This window comes from Cupriavidus sp. GW821-FHT02F09 (assembly GCF_059421605.1).
In genome coordinates this window covers 26,744-48,810 of the sequence record NZ_JBWKVH010000032.1, presented here as the reverse complement: position 1 = coordinate 48,810, position 22,067 = coordinate 26,744, and the positions used below count along the sequence as shown (strand labels likewise).

The window sequence follows — 22,067 nt, the reverse complement described above, 5'->3', positions numbered from 1 at the left end:
ATGAAGCGGTATAGCGTCGGCATTGACCTGGGCACGAGCAACACGGTCGTCGCCTATGGCGAGGCAGGGTCGGAGGACATCCGCGTCTTCGACATCGATCAACTGGTGAGCCTGGGAGAGGTGGCCACGCGGCCACTCCTGCCGTCCGTGCGGTACCACGCGGCGCCGGGGGAGCTGAATGCCAGCGATCTGCAGTTGCCGTGGCAAGTTGCCAATGGGACGGATGGTGCCGATGGAGCCGCATCGGGCCATGTCGTGGTGGGCCGCCTTGCGCGCACGCTGGGCGCGCAAGTGCCCGGCAGGCTGGTCGCCAGCGCCAAAAGCTGGCTGTCGCATGCGTCGGTCGACCGCGTGGCGCCGATCCTGCCGTGGGGCGCCGCCGACGAAGTCGGCAAGGTGTCGCCGGTGGCGGCCAGCGCCAGCTACCTGGCGCATGTGCGCGCGGCATGGAACCACCGTTTCCCCGATGCCCGGCTCGAGGATCAGGACGTGGTGCTCACCGTGCCCGCCTCGTTCGATGAAGGCGCGCGCGCCCTCACGCTGGAAGCCGCGCGCATGGCCGGACTGCCCGCGCTGCGCATGCTGGAGGAGCCCCAGGCGGCCTTCTACGACTGGGTGTTCCATCATCGCGAAACGCTAGCGGCCGACCTGGCGCAAACGCGGCTGGTGTTGATCTGCGATGTCGGCGGCGGCACCACCGACCTGACCCTGATCAAGGTGGAGGTGCAGGACGGCCAGCCGCAATTGACACGGATCGGGGTTGGCAATCACCTGATGCTCGGCGGCGACAACATGGACCTCGCCCTCGCGCATCTGGTCGAGTCGCGCATCGCCACGGCGCACTCGCGCTTGTCGGCGGGCAGCCTGTCGCAGTTGGTCGAGCGATGCCGTGCCGCCAAGGAGCAACTGCTCAGCGCGCAGGCGCCGGAGGCGGTCACGATCACGCTGCTCGGTTCGGGCTCCCGGCTGATCGGCGGCGCGCGCTCCGTCGAAGTCACCCGGCAGGAGATCGAGCAGATCATTGTCGAGGGGTTTTTCCCAGCCGTCTCGGCCGGCGAAAGACCGGGGCGCTCACGGGGCGGCATCGTCGAATTTGGCCTGCCCTATGCGGCCGACCCGGCGATCACCCGGCACGTTGCGGCCTTCCTGGGCCAGCACGCGGCCCAGTCGCGCATCGCGAACGCACAGGATGCAAGAGAAGCGCCAGACGACGCGCCACCGATGCCCGACACCTTGCTGCTCAACGGCGGCGTGTTCCGCGCCGAGGCGCTGACGGGGCGTTTGTCGAGCACGCTTGGCGCCTGGCGCCGAGCGCCCTTGCATGTGCTGCACAACGACAACCCCGACGTGGCGGTCGCCCGTGGCGCGGTGGCGTTCGCGCTTGCCCGCGCCGGGCATGCGCCGCGCATCGGCGGGGGCTCGCCGCGCAGCTATTTCCTCGTGCTGGACAACGGTGATGCCGCGCAGGCACAGCGCGGCATTTGCCTGTTGCCGCGCGGCACCGAAGACGGCCAGGAGATCCATCTCAAGGATCGCACCTTCTCCCTGCGCCTCGGGCATCCGGTACGCTTCCACCTGGTCTCCTCCGTCGCCGACACGCCCTATCAGCCGGGCGAACTGGCCGACCTCGCCAGCGGCGATTTCGTCCGCCTGCCGCCGATCGCCACCGTGGTGCAACCGCGCGGCGCCAGCGACGCGCGAGACACGCTGGTGCAACTCACCACATCGCTTACCGAAGTCGGCACGCTGGAGGTGCACTGCAGCGAGATCGCCAATCCTTCACAGCGCTGGCTGCTCGAGTTCCAGCTGCGCGGCGATGCCCCGGCGGCAGACACGGCGACCCACGCGCCGCATCCCTCCCTGGCCCAGGCCATCGAATGCATCGACCGCACCTTTGGCGCCCGCTCGCAAGACGTTGGCCCCAAGGAAGTCAAGCGGCTGCGCGCGCAACTGGAGCAACTGCTGGGCACGCGCGACCAATGGGACAGCGCGCTGCTGCGCGCCCTGTTCGGCACGTTGTGGGAACGCGCGCGCCGCCGCCGCCGCACGGCAGACCATGAACGCCTCTGGCTCAACCTTGCCGGCTATTGCATGCGGCCTGGGTTCGGCTACCCGCTGGACGAGTGGCGCGCCGGGCAGCTCTGGTCATTGTTCGAGCAGGGCATCCAGTACGTCAACGAGAGCCAGATCTGGTCGGAATGGTGGACGCTGTGGCGCCGCACCGCCGGCGGCCTGGACGAAAGCGCGCAGTTGCGCTTGCTGGACGACATCGCCTTCTACCTGCAGCCCCCCGGCACGGCGCGCTACAAGCGCCCCGCCGGCGCCGCCAAGGCCGGCTACGCCGACATGGTGCGGCTCGCGGGATCGCTGGAACGCGTGCCTGTCGAGCGCAAGATCGAAGTCGCCGAGTGGCTGCTCGCCCGGCTCAAGAAACCCTCGGAGAACCTTCAAAGCTGGTGGGCCGTGGGCCGCATCGGCGCGCGCCGGCCGTTCTACGGCAGCGCGCACAGCGTCGTGCCGCCAGAGGTTGGCTCGCAATGGCTGGAGGCGATTCTTGCGCTCGACTGGAAGAAGGTCGAGCCGGGCGCCTTCGCCGCCGTGCAGATTGCCCGCATGACGGGGGACCGGTCGCGGGACCTGCCGCTGGATATCCGCATGCGCGTGGTCAGCCGGCTCGAGGCCGTCAACGCGCCACGTAGCTGGATCGACATGGTGCGCACAACGGTGGAACTCGATGAGGCCGATGAAGGACGGGTCTTTGGCGAGTCGCTGCCAGCGGGGTTGACGCTGATCGTAGCCTGAGTGCGATCGCGGCGGGCCGGCAAATGACCTAGCCGACCTCCGCGAATCTTCGCAGCGACGCGAGATCCAGGATCTCGATGGACCCCCGCGTGCGCTGCACCAGGCCCTGCGCCTCGAAATCCCGGAGAATCTGGTTCACCGTTTGCCGCGAAACCGACAGCATCAAGCCGAGTTGCTCTTGCTGCACGTTGATCACCCGCTTGCTCAGGCCATGGCGCTCGCCATAGCCGCCGGCGATGGCCAGCAAGCGGCGCGCCAGCCTGACCGGCACAGGCATCAGCACCGACGACTCAATCGCTTCAAACGCCAGCCTGAGCTTTGGGGCCATCAGCAAGCCCACCGCTTTCCAGTGCACCGGATTTTCGTCGAGAAACCGCACCGCATCCTGCTGGTCGATATGCAGCAGCACCACGTCGGACTCGATCCAGGCATCGTGGGCGCGCGGCAAGGCGTCAAACAAGGCAACCTCGCCGAACCATTGCGGCGTTTCCGCAAAAGCCAGCAGTGCCTCCTTGCCATCGGCGGAGGAACTGGTCATGCGGATGGCGCCAGCCACCACAAAGTACAGGCCATCCGCCGGGTCCCCGTGCGCGAACAAGCGTTGGCCCGCAGCTAGCGACCTGACCTTGGCGTGCGCGACGATCCACCGTTGAAAATCAGCGGCAAGACCGGCGAACCATACGCTGGATCGCAGGGCAGCGAGGTGGTCTTCGGGGGTGGATGACTTTGACACAGCGCCAATCGTAGTCTTATGTCAGGAAGACGACATTGTAGTCCGCCATTCCCTGCAAAGATCGCTCATTGCGATCAGGGACCTGGATGAAAACCCTGGACACCCTGAAAACCCCGCAAGCCCTGAAGACCCGAAGCACCGGCGACTTCGCCATCCCGGCAACAACCGCCGGCAACAAACCCGATAAGAGGAACGAGGCAATGGACGTAGCGACCTCCCCCGCTCTGTATAAGCGTGACTTTCCAGCCGCATTCCGTGCGATCCGCAAGCTGCTGGCAAACGGAGACGACACCACGCAAGTGTTTCTCATCATGCGCGCCCTCAACGGCCCGTCCGCGCCAAAGAACTACGCGCGGCTCCTGAGGACCACGAGCGGGCGGCGGCTGGCTTATCTTCGCGTCGAACTGACGGAGCGCTTCTCCGACCCGGCGTTCATCGCCAGCTTCGCACCCGGCACGCTCGGCGCCGCCTACCGCGCGTTCCTGGAGCAAACGGGCTACAGCGCCGCCGGACTTGCCGCGATTTCAAACCTCAACAGCGAGCCGCTGGTCGAGGATCCCTACGCCTGGTTCGGCAGGCGAACCCGTGACATCCACGACATCTGGCATGTGCTGACCGGCTACAAGGCCAACGAGAACATGGGCGAAGCAGCGCTGGTGGCGTTCAGCTACGCACAGACCGGCGCCCTCGGCTGGGCATTCATCGCCGTTGCTACCGCCTTGCAGAGCCTGCGCAAGACCGGCAACACCGCGTACTTGCGCGCCGTCGTCGAGGGCTATCGCCATGGACGCAAGGCGAAGTGGCTGATGGCCGAGGACTACGAGACGCTGCTGCATGAGCCGCTCGAGGCAGCGCGCGCGCGGCTGGGCATTCTCGAACCCGTGCTGTACCAGGCAGCCAGCAAGGCCGCGCAATGCCAGCCACAGGGCGCGGCTTCGCAATCGCTGTTTTCCGACTAAGCTCCGGGCGCTGCCTATGGGCCTATGGGCCTATGGGCCTGTGGGCCTGTGGGCCTGTGGGCACTCCTGCTGCGTTTCTGGCGAATTTCGTATTTTATCAATCGCATCGGGCGCATCCATCAAAATGGCATCCCGCATCCATCCGTAATTTCCGCAGCCGGGACCCAAAGCACTGTCCCTTGTCTATTGTCGATTGTGATTGCAGACGTTTGGCAGGCGCCAGCGGGAATGCTATGCTCCCCATACGCTTGCTGCCGTCGGCAGCAAGCGTCATTCAACGAACACAAGACTCCATAATCCATGGCTACCAAAGCAAATGCTGTCGTAAAGACCACCGCCAAGCCTGCCGCCAAGAAGGCGGCGCCGGCAAAGAAGGCGGCTCCGGCAAAGAAGGTCGCAGCGGCCGCGCCGGCGGTGAAACCCCTGAAGGACACGTTCAACAAGTCCAGCCTGGTGGCCCACCTGGTGGCCCAGACTGAACTGGATGCCAAGACGGTCAAGACCGTGCTGGTCCATCTGGAAAACACCATCCTGAGCGCGGTGCACAAGAAGGGCGCCGGCGAATTCACCCTGCCGGGCCTGTTCAAGGTCGTGGCAACCCAGGTTGCCGCCACCAAGAAGCGCTTCGGCAAGAACCCGTTCACCGGCGAAGACCAGTGGTTCGCTGCCAAGCCGGCGACCGTCAAGGTCAAGGTTCGCCCGATGAAGAAGCTGAAGGACGCCGCGCTGTAAGCTGAGCGGGCAAACAGAACGCAGCTGAAACAAAAGGGAGCCCGCGTGGCTCCCTTTTGCATTGCAGGTCAATACCCGATATCGAGCACACGCGATGAAGATCAGGTCCGAGTGGATTTTTGAGTGCGAGCCACGGCATGTCTGGCCGCACTTCCTTCATGCCCGCATGGATGCGTCGCGCCCGCTGCTGTTCTGGCTGGGCATTCCAAAGCCAATGAGCTGCCGCGTCCTGGAGGGCGTCGCGGCGGTCGGGAACACGCGGCAATGCACCACGGACCGGGGCACCATCGACCAGCGCATCCTGCAACTGGAGCCGGACCGGCTGCTGCAGTACCAGATGCAGGAAAGCACAGTCTGGTGCCGTGCCTGGGTCGGCAAGCTGATCGACACCTTCAGCCTTGAGCCGCTGGGCGATGGCAGGACACGGGTACGGCGCACGACCGAATTCGAAGCCAAGGGATTCCTGAAGGACATCAGGCTCGTCGGTCTCTGGGCGGCGCTGCGCCAGGCGCATGCTTATGCCGCGCGAAACTGGCAGCGGCTGGCACTGCAGAGCCTGCGCGAATCCGCCTGAGCACGCCATCCTCGCCAGGCCGCTCTCGCGGCCTGCCGGCCGGGCGACAAGCCCCGCCACTCAAGTTCCCACCTCGATAGCCGATATTCACCATAGTCCGCAGATGCGTTCGCGATAAACGGCGCGGCTGACAATAGAGCGAATCCAGGTCCTATGGGCCAGCATTTCGCCGCCTTATTATTTCCATTCAGGTAGAAGAAAATGAAGAATCTTGGAATTGGGGTACGCCTTGGCATTGGCTTTGGCGTGGTGCTGCTGCTGTCAACGCTCATGACCGTGTTCAGCATCCTGGGGCTGCAGGACGTGGCCAGCCACACGCACGACATGATGCAGCAGCCGCTGGCCAAGGAGCGCGTCGTCAGCGACTGGTATCGCCTGATGCATACGAGCGTGCGTCGCACCACCGCGGTGGCGCGCAGTGCCGACCCGAGCCTGGGCGCATTCTTCGCCGCCGAGACGAAGGGGTCGGTCGACGCCATCGCGGCGTTGCGCGACAAGATCGAGCCGATGCTGTCCTCCGACGCGGAGAAGGCGGCGTTCAAGACGATCCAGACCGTGCGCAAGCCGTACAACGACTCGCGCGACAAGATCACCAAGCTCAAGGAAGCCGGCCAGACCGACGAAGCCAACCAGGTGCTCGAGAGCGAGTTCGTGCCCGCCGGCAATGCCTACCTTGCCGAGATCCAGAAGCTGCTGGATATCCAGCGCGCCAGCATTGACCAGACCGCATTGGACATCAACGAGATCTACCTCTCCGCACGCAATCGCCTGATCGCGCTTGGCGTGCTGGTGCTGGCCATTGGCGTGGCGTTCTCGGTATGGCTGACCGCCGGCATCACCGCGCCGCTGCATCGCGCCGTGGGCTTCGCGCGCAAGGTGGCGTCTGGCGACCTGACCAGCCACATCCGCTCGGATAGCAAGGACGAGACTGGCCAGCTGCTGCGCGCCCTGGGCGACATGAATGGCAACATCCTGCGCATCGTGACCCAGGTGCGCACCGGCACCGAATCCATTGCGTCCGGCACGAGCCAGATCGCCGCAGGCAACACGGACCTGTCCCAGCGCACGGAAGAACAAGCGTCGTCACTGCAGGAAACGGCCTCCAGCATGGAGGAGCTGACCAGCATCGTCCGCCAGAACGCGGACAACGCCAAGCAGGCGAGCTCGCTCGCCGTCAACGCCTCCGAGATCGCGATCAAGGGCGGTGCGGTGGTTGGCCAGGTGGTCGACACCATGCAGGAGATCAACGGTGCTTCGCGCAAGGTGGTCGACATCATTGCCGTGATCGAGGGCATCGCCTTCCAGACCAACATCCTCGCCCTCAACGCCGCGGTGGAAGCCGCCCGCGCGGGCGAGCAAGGCCGGGGCTTTGCCGTGGTGGCCGGCGAGGTGCGCAGCCTGGCGCAGCGCAGCGCGACCGCCGCCAAGGAGATCAAGTCGCTGATCGGCGACTCGGTCGAGCGCGTGGAAAAGGGCTCGCAGCTGGTCACCAAGGCCGGCCAGACCATGGATGAGATCGTGGGCGCGGTAAAACGCGTGACCGACATCATGGGCGAGATCAGCGCCGCCTCGGCCGAGCAGAGCGCCGGCATCGAGCAGGTCAACCAGGCCGTCACCCAGATGGACACGGTGACGCAGCAGAACGCCGCGCTGGTGGAGCAAGCCGCGGCCGCAGCGGGATCGCTGGAAGAGCAGGCCCAGCGCCTGAAGGAAGCGGTATCCACGTTCCGCCTCGTGGCTGCCTGAACCGCCCGCCCCTCCTGGTCCTCCTATGGCGCGCCGCGAGCCGCTTGCCGGTCACGCCAGCGGAAAGGTGGCAACTGCCGTCGTCTTGTGAAGGACGACGGCATCGTACAGCGCCACCAGCGCTTCTTGAATGGCAGCGGCAATGGCCGGCGTCGATACCATGCCATCCTCATCCAGCCTGGCGCCCAGCAATGGCACGGTGATCGACGCCGGCTCGATAATGACGGCGGCCATCGTCTTCAAGGTCTCGCGCAGTGCCGCATCGGCATGGTGCGCGCGCGGCGATGCATTGAGCACGGCGACCGGCTTGAAGGCGAACGGCTCGTAACCCACCAGCCAATCCAGTGCATTCTTGATCGTGCCGGTCACGCCGTGCGCGTACTCGGGGCTAGCGATCAGCAGCGCGTCCGCCTGCGCCACCTCGGCAAACAAGCGTGTCACGCTGGCATGCGGACAAGCCTCGTCGTCCGGGTTGAACAGCGGCAACGCCCCAAGACCGCTGAACACTGCAACCGACACATTCGCTGGCGCCAGCCGCGCGGCCGCGCGCAGCAGCGCGGAATTGATGGACACAGCCCGCAGGCTGCCGGATAGCGCAAGTACTTTCATCATTCCCGATTTGCACCGCATGGGTGGTGTCTGAGCCAGCGCGCATTCTATGCCGAATGCGCCTGGCTGCCCGCAGCCCTTTGCGCAAGCCCCGATTGCACCAAACCGCCCCGCCCCCTAAACTCCTGTGCCAGTGCCCCGCGCCAGCACCCGCCCGGCCCCTTTGCGGGACCAGAGCGCACTCGACCAGGAGACCATCGATGACCTTTGCCCCCTTGCTGCGTGCCCTCGCGGCTTGCAGCGTGCTTGCCATGGCGCCAACGCTTGCCCACGCCGCCGATCCCGTCAGGATCGGGCTGATCGCGCCCTTCTCGGGCAGCTTTGCCGACTATGGCAAGCAGATGGAAGGCGGCATCAAGGCGTTCCAGAAGCTCAATGGCGATACCGTGGCGGGGCGCAAGGTGCAGATCATCAGCAAGGACACCACGGGCCCGGCCCCGGATGTGGCCAAGCGGCTGGCACAGGAGCTGGTGGTGCGCGACAAGGTCGACGTGCTGGCCGGCTTCGGCCTCACGCCCGAGGCCCTGGCAGTGGCGCCGATTGCAGAGCAAGCCAGAAAGCCGATGGTGATCTTCAACGCGGCGTCGTCCTCGATCACCACCAAATCCGCGTATATCGCGCGGGTGTCGATGACCTTGCCGCAGATCTCGGCGCCGATGGCCACCTGGGCCATCAAGAACAAAGTGCGCAAGGTAGCGACGCTGGTGGCGGACTACGCGCCGGGGATCGACGCGGAGACCGCGTTCAAGACCAATTTCATCGGCGGCGGCGGACAGGTGGTCGAATCGATCCGGGTGCCGCTGCGCAACCCGGAGTTCGCGCCGTTCATCCAGCGCATCAAGGATGCCAAGCCGGAGGCGGTGTTTCTGTTCCTGCCCGCCGGCGAGCAAGGCGTGGCGTTCATGAAGGGCTTTCGCGAGCGCGGCCTGGCCGAGGCCGGCATCCGCGTGATCGCCACCGGCGACCTGACCGACGACCATGTGCTGCCAGCCATGGGCGACGCCACGCTGGGCGTGATCACGTCGTTCCATTACTCGATGGCGCACGATTCGCCCGAGAACAAGGCCTTCTTGAAAGCCTTTGCCGAAGCCAATCCCGGCGCCGGCCGGCCTAACTTCATGGCCGTGGCCGCCTATGACGGCATGCGCGCAATCTACGACGCGCTGAAGAAGACCGGCGGCGCGACCGACGGCGACAAGTTCGTCGCGGCGCTCAAGGGCATGAAGATCGTCAGCCCGCGCGGCCCGATCATGATCGACCCGGACACCCGCGATGTAGTCCAGACCGTCTATATCCGGCGTGTGGAGAAGGTTGGCGGCGAGCTCTACAACGTGGAGTTCGACAAGTTCGACAACGTCAAGGATCCGGGGAAGTAGGCCAGGCGGCGTGATGCGGCGAGTCTGCGTGCATCGCGCCTTCACGCTGCCGGAACTGCGATGGCGAGGGCACGACACGGGCGGGCTGTCTGTGGGTCTCGCGGGACACGCCTGCCTCGCCATCGGGCTGCGCCGCTGCGCCCTGCACATCCCAGCCACGCTGCTCGTAGCATATCCACATCGCACGCTGCGGCACTTCGTTGAAATTGCTGTCGCTGGCGGCCAGCACCCGCGCCCAGACCTCGGGCGTGGAACTGCGCCAGACGCCGCACAGCAGGCGGCGAAAGCGCGGGGCGCGCGCGGCCTCCTGCTCGATGCGGCCGATGAAGGCCGGGCCGTGATATTCGATCAGGTCTTCGAGCTCGCCTGCAGCGAGCGCGGCAAGGACACGGGGACTATCGGTGCGGGCCAGGACTTCCTGCACCAGCCGCCATAACCCTTCGGGGTCGTTGACGCCGAGCCAGTCGCAAGCCTGCCAGACCCAGAACGAGCGCACCTCGTGCCGGCCAATGGCCGGGTCGTAGCGGCTGTAACGCTGGATATAGGCGTTGACGAGCCGATTCTGCTCATGGGTTTCCATAGTTCCCCGTGACTACCCGCCTGCGAAAAATGGGCACTGCCGCTGGCCGAAGGCGGTGTTGCCGTCAACGGCCGCTGACGGCCACCAACGCTCGCCGCCTATCGCTTGCCGCCGGTTGACCATACCGGGGTTGGGCTCAGGCAACCGTCAGCAACCTGTCCAGATTGCCCTTGTCCGCCAGCAGCTCCGCGCTGGTCGACTCAAACACTACCTTGCCGCGATCGAGCACCATCGCGCGCCGCGTCATGCCAAGCGCCAGGCGAGCGTGCTGCTCCACCACGATCACAGCCATGCCGCCTTCCTCGATCAAGCGGCGGATCACATGCTGCAATTCCTGAACAATGATAGGCGCCAATCCCTCCATCGGCTCGTCGAGTAATAGCAGGGCCGGGTTTACCATGAGCGCCCGGCCAATTGCCAGCATCTGCTGCTCTCCCCCCGACAACTGGTTGCCCAGGTTTGCGCGCCGTTCCTGCAGCCGGGGAAAGACTTCGTAGACCCGAGCGACATTCCAGTGGCCCGGACGTGCCACCGCCGTCAGGTGTTCCTCCACGGTCAGGGACGGGAACATGCAGCGCTCCTGCGGCACCCATCCCAGGCCGGCGGCGGCGCGCTGATGCGCCGCCAGCCGCGCCAGGTCGCGCCCGCGCCAAGACAGGCTGCCGCGCCGCTGCCGGGTCAGGCCCATCAACGTCATCAGCAGCGTGCTCTTGCCCACCCCGTTGCGGCCCAGCAAGGCCAGGCTCTCGCCGGCATCCATCGCCAGGTCGATGCCGTCGAGCACGACGGCGTCGCCATAGCCCGCACTCAGCCCCTGCACCCGCAGCAGTTCAGTCATGGGCGGCCTCCCCGAGGTATACCTCCCTGACGCGGGGATCGGCGCCGATCTCGGCCGGCGTGCCCTCGGTCAGCACGCGGCCACCCACCAGCACCGTAATGCGCTCGGCAAAGCGAAATACCAGGTCCATGTCGTGCTCGATAAACAGGATGGTGATGTCGCGCGGCAAGCCGGAGATCACGCCGAACAGCTCTGCGCTCTCCCCGGCCGGGATGCCCGCCGCGGGTTCGTCCAGCAGCAGGATGGCGGGCCGGGTGGCCAGCGCCAGCGCGATTTCCACCAGACGCTGCTTGCCGTATGGCAGGCTGCGCGTCTCGGTATCGGCCTCGGCGTGCAGGCGCAGGCTGGCCAGCACCGCCATGGCCTCGTCGGCCAGTGCCCGCTGCGAAGCCACGGTGCGATGCCAGATCCGGGTGGCACCGCTGCGCTCGGCCACCGCCAGCACCACGGATTCGAGCACCGTCAGGCCGGGGAACAAGGTGTTGATCTGGAAGGTCCGGGTCATGCCGCGCCGCACCCGTGCGTGCTGGGGCAATTGCGTGATATCTTCGTCGCCCAGCCAGATCCTCCCGCTGCTGGCCGGCAAGGCGCCGGTGAGCAGGTTGATGAAGGTGGTCTTGCCGGCGCCGTTAGGCCCGATCAGCGCATGGCGGGCGCCCGGCGGAAACTGCAGGGAGATGTCGCTGTTGGCGGCAAACCCGCCCCAGGACCTGGACAATCCCTCGGTACGCAGCAACCTGGTCATGGCCGCCCTCCTCCCGGCTTGCGGCGCATGGCACGGCGCAAGGTATCCAGCGCGCCCATCAGCCCGCCACGCGCAAACAGCACGATCACCACCAGCAGCAGGCCAATCCAGAACTGCCAGTACACCGGATTGATGCCCGCCAGCACATCTTGCGCGACCATGAACACGGCCGCCCCGAGCAGTGCGCCGTACAAGCGGCCCGCGCCACCCAGCACCAGCATCACCAGCAGTTCCGCCGAACGCGGGAAGCCCAGCACATCCATGCCGACGAACTGTGTCGTCTGCGCCAGCAGCCCACCGGCCACGCCGGCCAGCGCCGCCGCCACGGCGAACACCGCGCCCAGGCGGCGCGGCACGTCGACACCCAGCGCCGGCATGCGGCGCACGCCTTCGCGCATGCCGCGCAGCGACAGCCCGAAGGGCGAAGCCACCAGCCTGCGCACCAGCACGAACAACAGGAACGTCACCACCAGGCTGTAAAGGTAGGCGGTCTTGCCAAACAGGTCGAACTCGAACAGCCCAAGCAACGGCGCCATGGTGACGCCCGACAGGCCATCCACGCCGCCGGTCAGGAAGGCCGCCTTGTTGGCCGCCTCGAACAGCATCAGCCCGATGCCCAGCGTGACCATGAGCCGGGTCAGGTCGCCGCCGCGCACCACCAGGAAACTTGCCAGCCAACCCGCCAGGCCAGCCACCGCGCCGGCCGCGAGCAGGCCCGAGACCGGCTCGCCCCAGCCATGCGCGGCCAGCAGCCCGGCGGTGTAGGCGCCCAGGCCGAAGAAGGCCGCATGTCCCAGCGAGACGATCCCGGCGTAGCCCAGCAGCAAATCCAACGACAGCGCGAAGAGCCCGGTGATCAGCACCTGGCTGCCAAGGATCAGGTAGCCGGGCAAGAGGAAGAACACTGCCACCGGCACCAGCCAGAACACGATCTCGCCAACGCGCCAGCGCCCGTCGGGCAGATGGGTACGCCGCTCGATCGCGCGATTCGGCAGCTCGTCAACAGCGCTCATGCCCGCCTCCCGTAAAGGCCGGCTGGGAACAGCACCAGCAGCAGCACCATCAGCGCGTAGATGACAAAGGCGCCTACCGCCGGCACGTAATACTTGCCGGCCACATCGGCCACGCCAAGCAGCAGCGCCGCCACCAGCGGGCCGCGGATGGTGCCCGCGCCGCCCACCGCCACCACCAGCAGGAAATACACCATGTACTTGAGCGGGAACGACGGATCGAGCCCCAGCACGTCGATGCCCAGCCCGCCGCCCAGCCCGGCCAGCCCGGACCCAAGCGCGAAGGTCAGGCTGAATACCCGCTCCACGTTGATGCCCAGGCCGCGCGCCGCTTGCTGGTTGTCCACCGCCGCGCGCACCTGCGCGCCAAAGCGCGTGCGCGCCACCAGCCAGCCCAGCGCCGCGGTGATGACCACCACCACGCCGATCAGGAACAAGCGATAGGCGCCAAGGTCCAGGCCCGCCACGTGCACCTGGCCGAGCAGGAAGTCGGGCAGCGCCACCGGCTGCTGGCCCGGCCCGAACACGTAGGTGGCCCCCGCGATCGCCATGAAGGTCAGCCCGATCGAGAACAGCACCTGGTCGAGATGGCTGGCGCGGTACAGCCGCCGGTACAGGGTGCGCTCCAGCACCCAGCCCACCACCGCGGCCCCCACGAAGGCTAGCGGCAGCGTCGCCAGGAAGGGCACGCCGGCCCGGGTCATCAGGACCACCGCCACGTAGCCGCCGAACATGGCGAACGCGCCGTGGGCCAGGTTGACGAAATTCATCAGGCCCATGGTCACCGACAGCCCTACGCTGATCAGGAACAGCAGGCAGCCATAGGCCAGCCCGTCGAACAGCACGCCGAGAAAACTGGCGATCATCGTCGGCCCTCCCCCGGCCACGGTGGCGCGCAACCAAGCTTTGTCATGACATCTCCTGTATGGCGATCGGGACGGGCACTCAATCGCCCTCGAAGGTGGTGAATGGCAGCCCGACATAGTTTTCCGCGAGAGCCGCGGCGGCGGCGGGCGAAGCGGCAACGTATTCCAGCTCGGCTTGCTGCAGCCGCGCCATGAAGGGGGTCTGGTCGGCAAAGCGATGCAGCAACGCGGTCATCCACCAGGAAAAATGCTCGGCACGCCAGACCCGCCGCAGGCACGTGGCGGAGTATGCCGCCAGCAGGTCGTCGCGGCGCTCGCCATAGTGCGCGGCCAACGCGCGCGCCAGCGTGCGCACGTCGGCCACGGCCAGGTTCATGCCCTTGGCGCCGGTGGGCGGCACGATATGAGCGGCATCGCCGGCCAGGAACAGCCGGCCGTATTGCATGGGCTCCACCACGTGGCTGCGCATGGGCGTTACGCCCTTCTGCAGCACGGGGCCCTCGTTGAGCCGCCAGCCGTCGCCGGTCTCCAGGCGGGCGTGCAGTTCCTGCCAGATCCGCGCGTCGGGCCACTGGGCGAGATCCTCGTCGGGCCGGCATTGCAGGTAGAGCCGCGTGATCTGCGGCGAGCGCATCGAAAACAGCGCGAAGCCGCGCGCATGGCTGGCATAGATCAGTTCCTGCGCGGCGGGCGCGGCCTCGGCCAGGATGCCCAGCCACGCAAACGGATAGCGCCGCTCGAACACCTGCAGCGCAGCCGGCGGAATTGCCTCGCGCGAGACCCCATGAAAGCCATCGCAGCCGGCGATGAAATCGCAATGCAGCGTGTGGCGCTTGCCGCCGTGGGTGAACGTGACGCTGGGCTTGCTGCTGTCAACGCCATGCAGGGCCACGCCGCTGGCCTCGAACAAGATGGGCGCGCCATCCGCCAAGCGCGCGGCGATCAGGTCCTTGACCACTTCGTGCTGGCCATACACGGTAATGGCGCGGCCGCCGGTTGGCCCGGACAGGTCGATGTGGTGCCGGACCCCGTCGAACAACAGGTCGATGCCATGGTGGCGCAGGCCCTGGCGCTGCAGGCGCTCGCCCACGCCGGATGCCACCAGCAGGTCGACGGTCCCCTGCTCCAGCACGCCCGCCCGGATGCGTCCTTCCACATGCTGGCGGCTGCGGTCCTCGATGACCACGGCATCGACACCGGCGCGGCGCAGCAGATGGCCCAGCAGCAGGCCTGCCGGCCCGGCGCCGATGATCGCGACCTGGGTGCGCATCGTGGTCTCCCGTCCCCCGTTTTTCGTTGCCTGCGTGGCCCGCCGGATGGGCCGTGGCGGCAGCGCCCGGCCTCTGGTGCTGGGCATTGTCAGACGCGCCACTTCATTTTGCAATCGGGGGTTCTTGCGATACGGCGCAGGCGGCTGCCAGGAATGCGGCGACGCTCAGGGCGGGAGGATCGCCACGTACGCCAGGCCAGCGGACAGCGTCAGGCACAGGGGAGAATAGACCCGCGTATCCAGCCAGGCAAACGAAGAGCCGGTGATGCGCTTGAAGAAGCCAACCAGCCGAAAATCGCCCACTGCCCTGGCCAGCATGGCCAGCGCGACCAGGCCGATGGCCCATTGCAGGACCGGCCCGGTGCAAGGCGCCGTGGCCAGCCCGGCGCGCGCGCCCACCATCAAGGCCACCACCGTCAGGCCGACGGCAACCAGCAGCGTGCCCGTGCGCGAGGGCGTGAAGGCGGGCACCATCGCGCTCGCCGTTGCCGGTGGCGCAATGTCGCCGGCGGCTACCTTGCGCGGCACACGGGGAACAGCGGCATCCTTTGCCAGGCGCCCGCCCAGCGCCCAGTAGACATGCACACCGGCAAGCAAGAGGTAGGTGCAGGCGACCAGCAGAGCGACCATGGCGGCAGGTTTCCTATCTGTGAGAATATGATCCGGATCGAGGCAACAGCTTAAGCTAGCCGGGCCGCTGCGCGGCGCGCAGTGACTAAATGCCGCAGCCCCGGCCGCCAGGTTCCGGGCCCACCAGCAAGGAGATCGTCATGTCATCCGATAGACGCCGTTTTCTTGGCCACGGCGCGCGCCTTGCCGCCGCACTTAGCCTGTCCTGCGGCGCCTGGCCCGCCAGCACGCTCGCGGCGCCGCCCGCTGCCGGGCCATTGCGCCGGGCACTGCCCGGCGGCCACGAAACCCTGCCGGTGATCGGCATGGGCACGGCCAATACCTTCAACGTGGGAACCGAACGCGCCGAACGCGCCCCGCTGGCCGAGGTCCTGGCCTTGCTGCTGCAAACGTCCGGTCCGGTGATCGACACCGCGCCCAGCTATGGCAGCGCGCAAGGCGTCACCGGCGACCTGCTGCGCGACGCCAATGCCCGCAGCAAAGTCTTCCTGGCCACCAAGATATCCAGCCCGGCCGGCGGCGCGGCGCAGGCGCAATGGACACAGTCGCTGCGCGACCTGCATTGCGATACCGTGGATCTGCTACAGGTCCACAACCTGATCGACTGGCGCGACAACCTGCGCTTTGCGCGCCAACTGAAGGATCAGGGCAAGACGCGCTATGTCGGCATCACCCACTACCGCGAGGACGCGCATGAGGCGCTGGCGCAGATCGTGCGCAGCGAACGCCTGGATTTTGTGCAGCTGAACTATTCCCTGGCCGAGCGCAATGCCGAACGCGCGCTGCTGCCGCTGTGCCAGGAGCGCGGCGTGGCCGTGCTGGTCAATCGCCCGTTCCAGGACGGGCGCCTGTTCCGCGCAGTCAAGGACCGGCCGCTGCCGCCCTGGGCCGGCGAGATCGACTGCGCGTCCTGGGGCCAGATCTTCCTGAAATTCATTGTCAGCCACCCCGCGGTGACGGCAGCGATCCCAGCCACCTCCAAGCCCCGCAACATGCAGGACAACCTTGGCGCGGGCCTTGGCCGCATGCCCGATGCGCGCCAGCGCGAGCGCATTGCCGCGCTGCTGGCCGCCTGAACCCATCATGGCAGACCCCATAAACTCCGCGGACCCCAGGCAGGCCACCCGGCACGGGCTTGGCATCCAGCCCGGTGAAGGCAACGCCGTCGCGGCTGGCTTCCTGTTCTTCTTCTGCCTGTTCGCCAGCTACTTCATGCTGCGCCCGGTGCGAGAGACCATGGGCATTGCCGGCGGCGTGCAAAACCTGCAATGGCTGTTCACCGCCACCTTCGTGGTCATGCTGGTGGCCATTCCCTTCTATGGCTTGTGCAGCGCGCGGCTGCCCCGCCGGCGTTTCGTGCCCTGGGTCTATGCGTTCTTTATTGCCAACCTGCTGGGTTTTGCCGTGGCCACGCGTGGCGCGCCGGACAACATCTGGCTGGCGCGCGTGTTTTACGTCTGGCTATCGGTGTTCAACCTGTTCGTGGTGTCGGTGGCGTGGAGCCTGATGGCGGACGTGTTCCGCCCCGGCCAGGCGCGCCGGCTGTTCGGCCTGCTGGCCGCCGGCGCCAGCGCGGGCGGCCTGGCTGGCCCGCTGCTGGGCGGCTGGCTGGTGACGCGCATCGGCCTGACCGGGCTGATGGTGCTGTCGGCCGCGCTGCTCGCGGCCACGCTGCCCGGCGTGGGCTACCTGTTCGGCTGGCGCAAGCGCGCCGGCGCGGGCGTGCCGGTGACGGACGATCCGGTGCCGGCGCAAGACCCGGCCCGACCCATCGGAGGCGGGCTCTGGGCAGGGCTGACGCTGGTGGCGCGGTCCCGTTACCTGCTTGGCATCAGTCTGTTCGTGATCCTGCTGGCCACGGCCAGTACTTTCCTCTACTTCGAGCAGGCCAGGCTGATGGCGCAGACCTTTCCCAGCCGCACGCAGCAGACGCAGGTGTTCAGCGCCATCGATGCCATCGTGCAGGCGCTGACCATCCTGGTGCAGGTGCTCCTGTCGGGGCGCATCGCCAGGCGCTATGGCGTGACCTCCCTGCTCACGGCGGTGCCGCTGGCGGTGGCGGCTGGCTTCCTGGTGCTGGCGCTGTGGCCCACCTTCGGCGTGCTGGCCGGGGTGATGATCCTGCGCCGCGTGGGGGAATACGCCTTGCTGCGCCCGGGGCGGGAGATGCTGTTTACCGTGGTGGATGCCGAGACCAAGTACAAGGCGAAGAATGTGATCGACACCGCCGTCTATCGCGCCGGCGATGCCGTGAGTGCCTGGTTCAAGACCGCCATCGATGCGCTTTCCGGCCACCCGGCCGTGGTGGCGTTCACCGGCGCCGCGCTGGCGCTGGGATGGGCGTGGCTGGGATGGTGGCTTGGCCGGCAGCATGAAGGCCAGGCCGGGAACGCGCCGGCGGCGGCCCGCGTCGGGATGACGCCGGTGCCGCGTGATGGCAGCGGCGCTTAAGTAGCGCTAGTTGATGCAGGGAGCTACAAACACGATACGCGAATCAGGCTTTGTCCTACACCGCATCCACCGTCACAGTGCGGATAATTGTGACTGTTGTGACGGATTATTTTTTGAGGAGTACTGATGAAACCCGGAATTCCAAGCCTCAAGGCAGTCGCGCTGGCAGCCGCCCTTGCCCTGGGCGGCATCGCCCACGCCCAGCTTGCACCGCCCCAGCCGCAGCAGCCACAGGGCGAGCGGGCCACGGCAACGCCCATGCCGGCCCAGCCTGCGCGCCACAAGAAGCATAAGCACAAGCACCATCACAAGAAGGCGCCGCCGCCGGCCGCCCCGGGCGCAGACGCCGCGCCGCCGCCTCCGGCCCCGCAATCGCCCCCGCCGCCGCCGCGCCCCGCCCCCTGATCGGCGTGATCACGGTGGTATTGGCGTTACATCTGCTAACCGCGCCAATCTATTCCGCAGACGCCTGACCCTTAAGATGACGTCATGGCCAGCCGCCCCCGCTGGCCGTCTCAAGGAGTCAGTCATGCGCAACACCCATCGTGCCACCCGCGCCATCGGCGCGGGCCTCATCGCCGCCGCGCTGCTGGCCGCAGGACCTGCCTCTGCACGCGACCGCTACCACGATGGCGGCTACCACGGCGGTGGCGGTTCCGCCGGCGCAGTAGCACTGGCCATCGGCGCCTTGGTCGGGCTGGCAGTCGTCGGTACCGCCGTGGCCAGCCAGCCGGTCGTGGTAGCCGCGCCGCCCCAGCCGGCATATGGCCCCCCGCCGGGATACTGCTATCGGGATTACGATCGCGCGTACGTGCCATGCGCGCCGCAGCCGGCGCCCTATTACTATCAGCAGGCGCCGCAGCCGCAATACCAGGGGTACCAGGGGTATCAAGGGTACTGAGCGCGGTTACCCCCAAGCACCGCACCAATCCCCCATCGTCACCATCTCCCGGATCGCCTGCCCGGTGCGTAGCCGGCCGAAGCCATCATTGATGCCTTCGAGCCCGAGCGTGCCGGTCAGCATACGGTCCGCCGGCAGCTTGCCCTGGCGGTACGGCGCGATATACGCGCGAGGCGCCCGCCGTCAGCGCGCCCAGCACGGCCCGCTTCATCGGCAGCTCGCACAGTACCACCGGGACCAGGGCCACAGGGCCCCTTGGCAAAGCATCGAATTTTCATTCAATGAAAATCTATAGTCTTTGTTTGACCTTCAAACTGGCTAATGCATAAGATCACCCAAAAGAAATTTCATTAAACGAAATGCTGTGGCGCACCCGCGCACACGGCAAAACCACCGGGCACTGCCGTCACGGCAGCGCCTGCGAGGAGACAACGATGCACCGACGTGCCACCCTGCGCCTGGCGGCCATGGCCTGTGCCGCCCTGTGCGCCCAGCTTGCGCTGCCGGCGCGCGCAGCGGACAACTACCCCGCCAAGCCGCTGCGGCTGGTGGTGCCTTTCACCCCCGGTGGCACCACCGACATCCTCGCGCGCCTGGTGGCGCAGAAACTGGGCGAGCCGCTGGGACAAACCGTGGTGGTGGACAACCGGCCCGGCGCCGGCGGCAACATCGGCGCCGAGGCCGTGGCCAAGGCCGCCCCGGACGGCTACACGCTGCTGATGGGCACGCTCGGCACCCAGGTCACCAACCAGTTCATCTATGCGCGCATGCCTTACGACTCGGCCAAGGACTTCGCGCCGGTGACGCTGGTCGCCAACTCGCCCAATGTGCTGCTGACCAATGCCACGCTGCCGGTCAAATCCGTGGCCGAACTCATCGCGCTGGCCAGGCAGCGGCCCGGCGGCCTCAACTACGCCTCCACCAGTACCGGCGGCTCGCCGCACCTGTCCGGCGAATTGCTCGACAGCATGGCCGGCGTGAAGATGCAACACGTGCCGTACAAGGGCGCGGCGCCCGCCATGACCGACCTGCTGGCGGGCCAGGTCAACCTCATGTTCGACAACCTGCCCTCGGCGCTGGCGCAAATCCAGGCCGGCAAGGTGCGCGCGCTGGCGGTGACCAGCCCTCAGCGTTCTCCCATCCTGCCGGATGTGCCCACCGTGGCGGAATCCGGCCTGCCCGGCTACGTGGTGAACTCGTGGTTCGGCCTGCTGGCCCCGGCCGGCACGCCACCCGCGCTGGTGGCGCGCCTGCAGCAAGCGGTGGCCAAGGTGCTGGCCACGCCCGAGGTCAAGCAGCGCATCGAGCAGCTTGGCGCGGTGCCCGGCGGCGACTCGCCTGCCGCCTTTGCCGCGGTGATCCGCGCCGATACCGAGAAATGGGCGCGCGTGATCAAGAGCGCAGGCATCCAGGCCCAGTAAGCCCAAGATTCCACGCAAAACGACAAACCAAGGATCCCGTCATGGCAACCAAGACCCTGCGCATTGGCTCAGGCTCCGGCTGGTGGGGCGACCGCGTCGAACCCGCGGCCCTGAGCGCGCAGCACGGCAAGCTCGATTTCCTCTGCTTCGAAACCATGGCCGAGGCCACCGTCTGCGCCGCGCAGGTGCGAAAACGCCGCGACCCCGCCTTCGAAGGCTACGACACCTACCTCGACGAGCGCATGCGCGCCGTGCTGCCGCACTGCATCGCCAACGGCACGCGCATCGTGAGCAACCAGGGCTGGATCAATCCGCTGGGCGCGGCGCGGCGCATCGCGCAGCTGTGCGCAGAGCTCGGCCTGCCCGGCGTGAAGATCGCGGCGATCACCACCACCGACCTGACCGGCACCATCTGCGACCAGCAACTGGAGATCCTGGAGACCGGCGCGCCCATCGCCACCCTGCGCGGCTCGCTGATCTCGGCCGAGCCATATGAGGGTGCGGAGCCGATCGTGCGCGCGCTGCAAGCCGGCGCGCAAATCGTGGTGACGGGCCGCGTGGCCGATCCCTCCCTATTTCTCGCGCCGATGATGCATGCGTTCGGATGGCAGCCTGAAGATACCGAGCTGCTCGCGCGCGGCAGCGCCATCGGCCATTTGCTGGAATGCGGCGCACAGGTGACCGGCGGCTATTTTGGCGACCCGGGCTACAAGGACGTGCCCGAGCCGTGGAACCTCGCCTTCCCGATTGCCGAGGTGGACGCGAGCGGCACGGCCGTGATTTCCAAGGTGGCAGGCACCGGCGGCCGCATCGACCTGCAGACCGTCAAGGAGCAGATGTTCTACGAGGTGCACGACCCGCGCCGCTACATCACGCCGGACGTGGTGGTGGACTTCACCACGGCGCAGCTGGAGCAGGTTGCGCCCGACCAGGTGCGCGTGAGCGGCATCAGCGGATCGCCGCGCACGCCCACGCTCAAGGTCTCGCTTGGTTGCACGGAGGGCTTTATCGGCGAGGACATGTTCTTCTACGCCGGCCCCGGCTGCCTGGAAAAAGCGCAGCTGGCCAAGACCATCCTGGCGCACCGGTTCCAGATGGCCGGGCTGGACGCGCAAGCGCTGCGCATCGACTTCCTCGGCGTCAACGCCATCCACGGCGAGGCCTCCCCGGCGCCGGCCTGTGAGCCCAACGAGATCGCCGTGCGCGTGGCCGCGCGCACCCTCACCCGCGCGCAAGCCGCCAAGGTCGGCCGCGAGATCGACAGCATGGCCGTGTGCGGCCTGGCCTCCACCGGCAAGCGCGTGCCGCACCAGGAGCGCACGCGCGAGATCATCGGCGTGTGGTCGGCCTTGGTGCCGCGCGCGCAGGTCAGTTCCGAGATCCATTTCCTTTGATCCATTTCCTTTGATCCGCTGCGAGGCACATCCCATGAAAGTTCTGCTAAGGCGCGTGGCACATACGCGGTCCGGCGACAAGGGCGATATCTCGAACACCTCGGTGATCGCCTACGACGCCGCGTTCTACCCGTATCTCAAGGCGCAACTCACCGCCCAAGCCTTCAAGAGCCTGTATGGCGGCGTGGTCGCCGGCAAGGTCGAGCGCTTCGAAGCCGATGGCTTGCAAGTGCTCAACTTCGTCGCGCATGGCGCACTGGGAGGCGGCGTGTCGCGCAGCCTGGCGCTGGACAACTACGGCAAGGCGCTAGGCAGCGCGGTGCTGCGATTCGAGGTGGAGGTGCCGCAGGCCTTGGCCCCGTTGTTGCGCGGACCGGCGTAGGCCGGCCTCTCCGGCTGGGTTCCTTGAAAAACTTGCGATCCGCAACTA

22 protein-coding genes and 1 pseudogene are annotated in these 22,067 nt (G+C 67.1%); 13 read left to right on the top strand and 10 right to left on the bottom strand.

The window, feature by feature from the left end:
* The gene (locus AC07XB_RS27780; RefSeq protein WP_492831542.1) at positions 1-2,802 is read left to right on the top strand and encodes an Hsp70 family protein; all 2,802 of its coding nucleotides are present in this window, start codon (positions 1-3) and stop codon (positions 2,800-2,802) included.
* A 28-nt stretch (positions 2,803-2,830) separates the two neighbouring features.
* Here the strand turns inward: AC07XB_RS27780 and AC07XB_RS27775 are convergent, their stop codons facing one another.
* Positions 2,831-3,535, bottom strand: coding sequence for a Crp/Fnr family transcriptional regulator (locus tag AC07XB_RS27775; RefSeq protein WP_492370854.1), 705 nt, complete (start codon positions 3,533-3,535; stop codon positions 2,831-2,833).
* Positions 3,536-3,735: 200 nt separating this feature from the next.
* Between AC07XB_RS27775 and AC07XB_RS27770 the strand changes: the two genes are divergently transcribed.
* From AC07XB_RS27770 to AC07XB_RS27755, 4 genes are all read left to right on the top strand, one after another.
* A complete protein-coding gene (locus AC07XB_RS27770; protein ID WP_492370960.1) occupies positions 3,736-4,494 on the top strand; it encodes a Coq4 family protein in 759 nt (252 codons plus the stop codon).
* Positions 4,495-4,794: 300 nt separating this feature from the next.
* Positions 4,795-5,226, top strand: coding sequence for an HU family DNA-binding protein (locus AC07XB_RS27765; RefSeq protein ID WP_043354992.1), 432 nt, complete (start codon positions 4,795-4,797; stop codon positions 5,224-5,226).
* A gap of 94 nt (positions 5,227-5,320) precedes the next feature.
* Entirely contained in the window at positions 5,321-5,800 is a 480-nt protein-coding gene (locus AC07XB_RS27760; RefSeq protein ID WP_492370855.1) for an SRPBCC family protein, read from the top strand.
* Between the two features lie 201 nt (positions 5,801-6,001).
* Positions 6,002-7,546, top strand: coding sequence for a methyl-accepting chemotaxis protein (locus AC07XB_RS27755; protein WP_253930815.1), 1,545 nt, complete (start codon positions 6,002-6,004; stop codon positions 7,544-7,546).
* A gap of 51 nt (positions 7,547-7,597) precedes the next feature.
* Here the strand turns inward: AC07XB_RS27755 and AC07XB_RS27750 are convergent, their stop codons facing one another.
* Positions 7,598-8,158: an NADPH-dependent FMN reductase gene (locus tag AC07XB_RS27750; protein ID WP_492370856.1), complete on the bottom strand. Its 561-nt coding sequence runs from the start codon at positions 8,156-8,158 to the stop codon at positions 7,598-7,600.
* A gap of 197 nt (positions 8,159-8,355) precedes the next feature.
* Between AC07XB_RS27750 and AC07XB_RS27745 the strand changes: the two genes are divergently transcribed.
* A complete protein-coding gene (locus tag AC07XB_RS27745; protein WP_492831541.1) occupies positions 8,356-9,531 on the top strand; it encodes an ABC transporter substrate-binding protein in 1,176 nt (391 codons plus the stop codon).
* Here the strand turns inward: AC07XB_RS27745 and AC07XB_RS27740 are convergent.
* The 8 genes and pseudogenes from AC07XB_RS27740 to AC07XB_RS27705 all read right to left on the bottom strand — a co-directional run bounded on the left by AC07XB_RS27740 (position 9,512) and on the right by AC07XB_RS27705 (position 15,470).
* Positions 9,512-10,111, bottom strand: a complete 600-nt coding sequence (locus AC07XB_RS27740) for a DUF6869 domain-containing protein (RefSeq protein WP_492370858.1) — start codon at positions 10,109-10,111, stop codon at positions 9,512-9,514. The genes AC07XB_RS27745 and AC07XB_RS27740 overlap by 20 nt on opposite strands.
* 136 nt (positions 10,112-10,247) lie before the next feature.
* Positions 10,248-10,949: an ABC transporter ATP-binding protein gene (locus AC07XB_RS27735; protein ID WP_492807279.1), complete on the bottom strand. Its 702-nt coding sequence runs from the start codon at positions 10,947-10,949 to the stop codon at positions 10,248-10,250.
* Complete coding sequence (locus AC07XB_RS27730) at positions 10,942-11,025, bottom strand: ABC transporter ATP-binding protein C-terminal domain-containing protein (RefSeq protein WP_416053253.1); 84 nt, start codon at positions 11,023-11,025, stop codon at positions 10,942-10,944. The genes AC07XB_RS27735 and AC07XB_RS27730 overlap by 8 nt, the downstream gene beginning before the upstream one ends.
* Before the next feature lie 156 nt (positions 11,026-11,181).
* Positions 11,182-11,694 (bottom strand): annotated as a pseudogene (locus tag AC07XB_RS27725) (ABC transporter ATP-binding protein); the annotation flags it as partial.
* A complete protein-coding gene (locus AC07XB_RS27720) occupies positions 11,691-12,707 on the bottom strand; it encodes a branched-chain amino acid ABC transporter permease (protein WP_492831540.1) in 1,017 nt (338 codons plus the stop codon). The gene AC07XB_RS27720 and the pseudogene AC07XB_RS27725, both read right to left, overlap by 4 nt.
* Positions 12,704-13,570, bottom strand: coding sequence for a branched-chain amino acid ABC transporter permease (locus tag AC07XB_RS27715; RefSeq protein ID WP_492370861.1), 867 nt, complete (start codon positions 13,568-13,570; stop codon positions 12,704-12,706). Before AC07XB_RS27715 ends, AC07XB_RS27720 begins: the two co-directional genes overlap by 4 nt.
* A 79-nt stretch (positions 13,571-13,649) precedes the next feature.
* Entirely contained in the window at positions 13,650-14,840 is a 1,191-nt protein-coding gene (pobA, locus tag AC07XB_RS27710; RefSeq protein ID WP_492370862.1) for a 4-hydroxybenzoate 3-monooxygenase, read from the bottom strand.
* 165 nt (positions 14,841-15,005) lie between these two features.
* A complete protein-coding gene (locus AC07XB_RS27705; protein ID WP_492831539.1) occupies positions 15,006-15,470 on the bottom strand; it encodes a DUF3995 domain-containing protein in 465 nt (154 codons plus the stop codon).
* Positions 15,471-15,610: 140 nt separating this feature from the next.
* Between AC07XB_RS27705 and AC07XB_RS27700 the strand changes: the two genes are divergently transcribed.
* The 7 genes from AC07XB_RS27700 to AC07XB_RS27670 all read left to right on the top strand — a co-directional run bounded on the left by AC07XB_RS27700 (position 15,611) and on the right by AC07XB_RS27670 (position 22,019).
* Positions 15,611-16,546: an aldo/keto reductase gene (locus tag AC07XB_RS27700; RefSeq protein ID WP_492831538.1), complete on the top strand. Its 936-nt coding sequence runs from the start codon at positions 15,611-15,613 to the stop codon at positions 16,544-16,546.
* Between the two features lie 7 nt (positions 16,547-16,553).
* Complete coding sequence (locus AC07XB_RS27695) at positions 16,554-17,921, top strand: NTP/NDP exchange transporter (RefSeq protein ID WP_492370865.1); 1,368 nt, start codon at positions 16,554-16,556, stop codon at positions 17,919-17,921.
* A gap of 126 nt (positions 17,922-18,047) precedes the next feature.
* Entirely contained in the window at positions 18,048-18,326 is a 279-nt protein-coding gene (locus AC07XB_RS27690) for a hypothetical protein (RefSeq protein WP_492370866.1), read from the top strand.
* Positions 18,327-18,450: 124 nt separating this feature from the next.
* On the top strand, positions 18,451-18,822 hold the full coding sequence (locus AC07XB_RS27685) for a mechanosensitive ion channel protein MscS (RefSeq protein WP_492370867.1): 372 nt from the start codon (positions 18,451-18,453) through the stop codon (positions 18,820-18,822).
* A gap of 434 nt (positions 18,823-19,256) precedes the next feature.
* Positions 19,257-20,243, top strand: coding sequence for a Bug family tripartite tricarboxylate transporter substrate binding protein (locus AC07XB_RS27680; protein ID WP_492832616.1), 987 nt, complete (start codon positions 19,257-19,259; stop codon positions 20,241-20,243).
* A gap of 41 nt (positions 20,244-20,284) precedes the next feature.
* On the top strand, positions 20,285-21,637 hold the full coding sequence (locus AC07XB_RS27675; RefSeq protein ID WP_492832614.1) for an acyclic terpene utilization AtuA family protein: 1,353 nt from the start codon (positions 20,285-20,287) through the stop codon (positions 21,635-21,637).
* A 34-nt stretch (positions 21,638-21,671) separates the two neighbouring features.
* The gene (locus AC07XB_RS27670; protein ID WP_492370870.1) at positions 21,672-22,019 is read left to right on the top strand and encodes an AtuA-related protein; all 348 of its coding nucleotides are present in this window, start codon (positions 21,672-21,674) and stop codon (positions 22,017-22,019) included.
* Positions 22,020-22,067: the final 48 nt, after the last annotated feature.

What these genes read in the sequence shown, in the direction of transcription:
- AC07XB_RS27750 (WP_492370856.1), bottom strand. Translation starts at nt 8,158, where the DNA reads ATGATGAAAGTACTTGCGCTATCCGGCAGCCTGCGGGCTGTGTCCATC.
- AC07XB_RS27670 (WP_492370870.1), top strand. Translation starts at nt 21,672, where the DNA reads ATGAAAGTTCTGCTAAGGCGCGTGGCACATACGCGGTCCGGCGACAAG.
- AC07XB_RS27765 (WP_043354992.1), top strand. Translation starts at nt 4,795, where the DNA reads ATGGCTACCAAAGCAAATGCTGTCGTAAAGACCACCGCCAAGCCTGCC.
- AC07XB_RS27760 (WP_492370855.1), top strand. Translation starts at nt 5,321, where the DNA reads ATGAAGATCAGGTCCGAGTGGATTTTTGAGTGCGAGCCACGGCATGTC.
- AC07XB_RS27695 (WP_492370865.1), top strand. Translation starts at nt 16,554, where the DNA reads ATGGCAGACCCCATAAACTCCGCGGACCCCAGGCAGGCCACCCGGCAC.
- AC07XB_RS27690 (WP_492370866.1), top strand. Translation starts at nt 18,048, where the DNA reads ATGAAACCCGGAATTCCAAGCCTCAAGGCAGTCGCGCTGGCAGCCGCC.
- AC07XB_RS27720 (WP_492831540.1), bottom strand. Translation starts at nt 12,707, where the DNA reads ATGAGCGCTGTTGACGAGCTGCCGAATCGCGCGATCGAGCGGCGTACC.
- AC07XB_RS27780 (WP_492831542.1), top strand. Translation starts at nt 1, where the DNA reads ATGAAGCGGTATAGCGTCGGCATTGACCTGGGCACGAGCAACACGGTC.
- AC07XB_RS27735 (WP_492807279.1), bottom strand. Translation starts at nt 10,949, where the DNA reads ATGACTGAACTGCTGCGGGTGCAGGGGCTGAGTGCGGGCTATGGCGAC.
- pobA (WP_492370862.1), bottom strand. Translation starts at nt 14,840, where the DNA reads ATGCGCACCCAGGTCGCGATCATCGGCGCCGGGCCGGCAGGCCTGCTG.
- AC07XB_RS27715 (WP_492370861.1), bottom strand. Translation starts at nt 13,570, where the DNA reads ATGATCGCCAGTTTTCTCGGCGTGCTGTTCGACGGGCTGGCCTATGGC.
- AC07XB_RS27745 (WP_492831541.1), top strand. Translation starts at nt 8,356, where the DNA reads ATGACCTTTGCCCCCTTGCTGCGTGCCCTCGCGGCTTGCAGCGTGCTT.
- AC07XB_RS27740 (WP_492370858.1), bottom strand. Translation starts at nt 10,111, where the DNA reads ATGGAAACCCATGAGCAGAATCGGCTCGTCAACGCCTATATCCAGCGT.
- AC07XB_RS27705 (WP_492831539.1), bottom strand. Translation starts at nt 15,470, where the DNA reads ATGGTCGCTCTGCTGGTCGCCTGCACCTACCTCTTGCTTGCCGGTGTG.
- AC07XB_RS27675 (WP_492832614.1), top strand. Translation starts at nt 20,285, where the DNA reads ATGGCAACCAAGACCCTGCGCATTGGCTCAGGCTCCGGCTGGTGGGGC.
- AC07XB_RS27685 (WP_492370867.1), top strand. Translation starts at nt 18,451, where the DNA reads ATGCGCAACACCCATCGTGCCACCCGCGCCATCGGCGCGGGCCTCATC.
- AC07XB_RS27700 (WP_492831538.1), top strand. Translation starts at nt 15,611, where the DNA reads ATGTCATCCGATAGACGCCGTTTTCTTGGCCACGGCGCGCGCCTTGCC.
- AC07XB_RS27680 (WP_492832616.1), top strand. Translation starts at nt 19,257, where the DNA reads ATGCACCGACGTGCCACCCTGCGCCTGGCGGCCATGGCCTGTGCCGCC.
- AC07XB_RS27770 (WP_492370960.1), top strand. Translation starts at nt 3,736, where the DNA reads ATGGACGTAGCGACCTCCCCCGCTCTGTATAAGCGTGACTTTCCAGCC.
- AC07XB_RS27755 (WP_253930815.1), top strand. Translation starts at nt 6,002, where the DNA reads ATGAAGAATCTTGGAATTGGGGTACGCCTTGGCATTGGCTTTGGCGTG.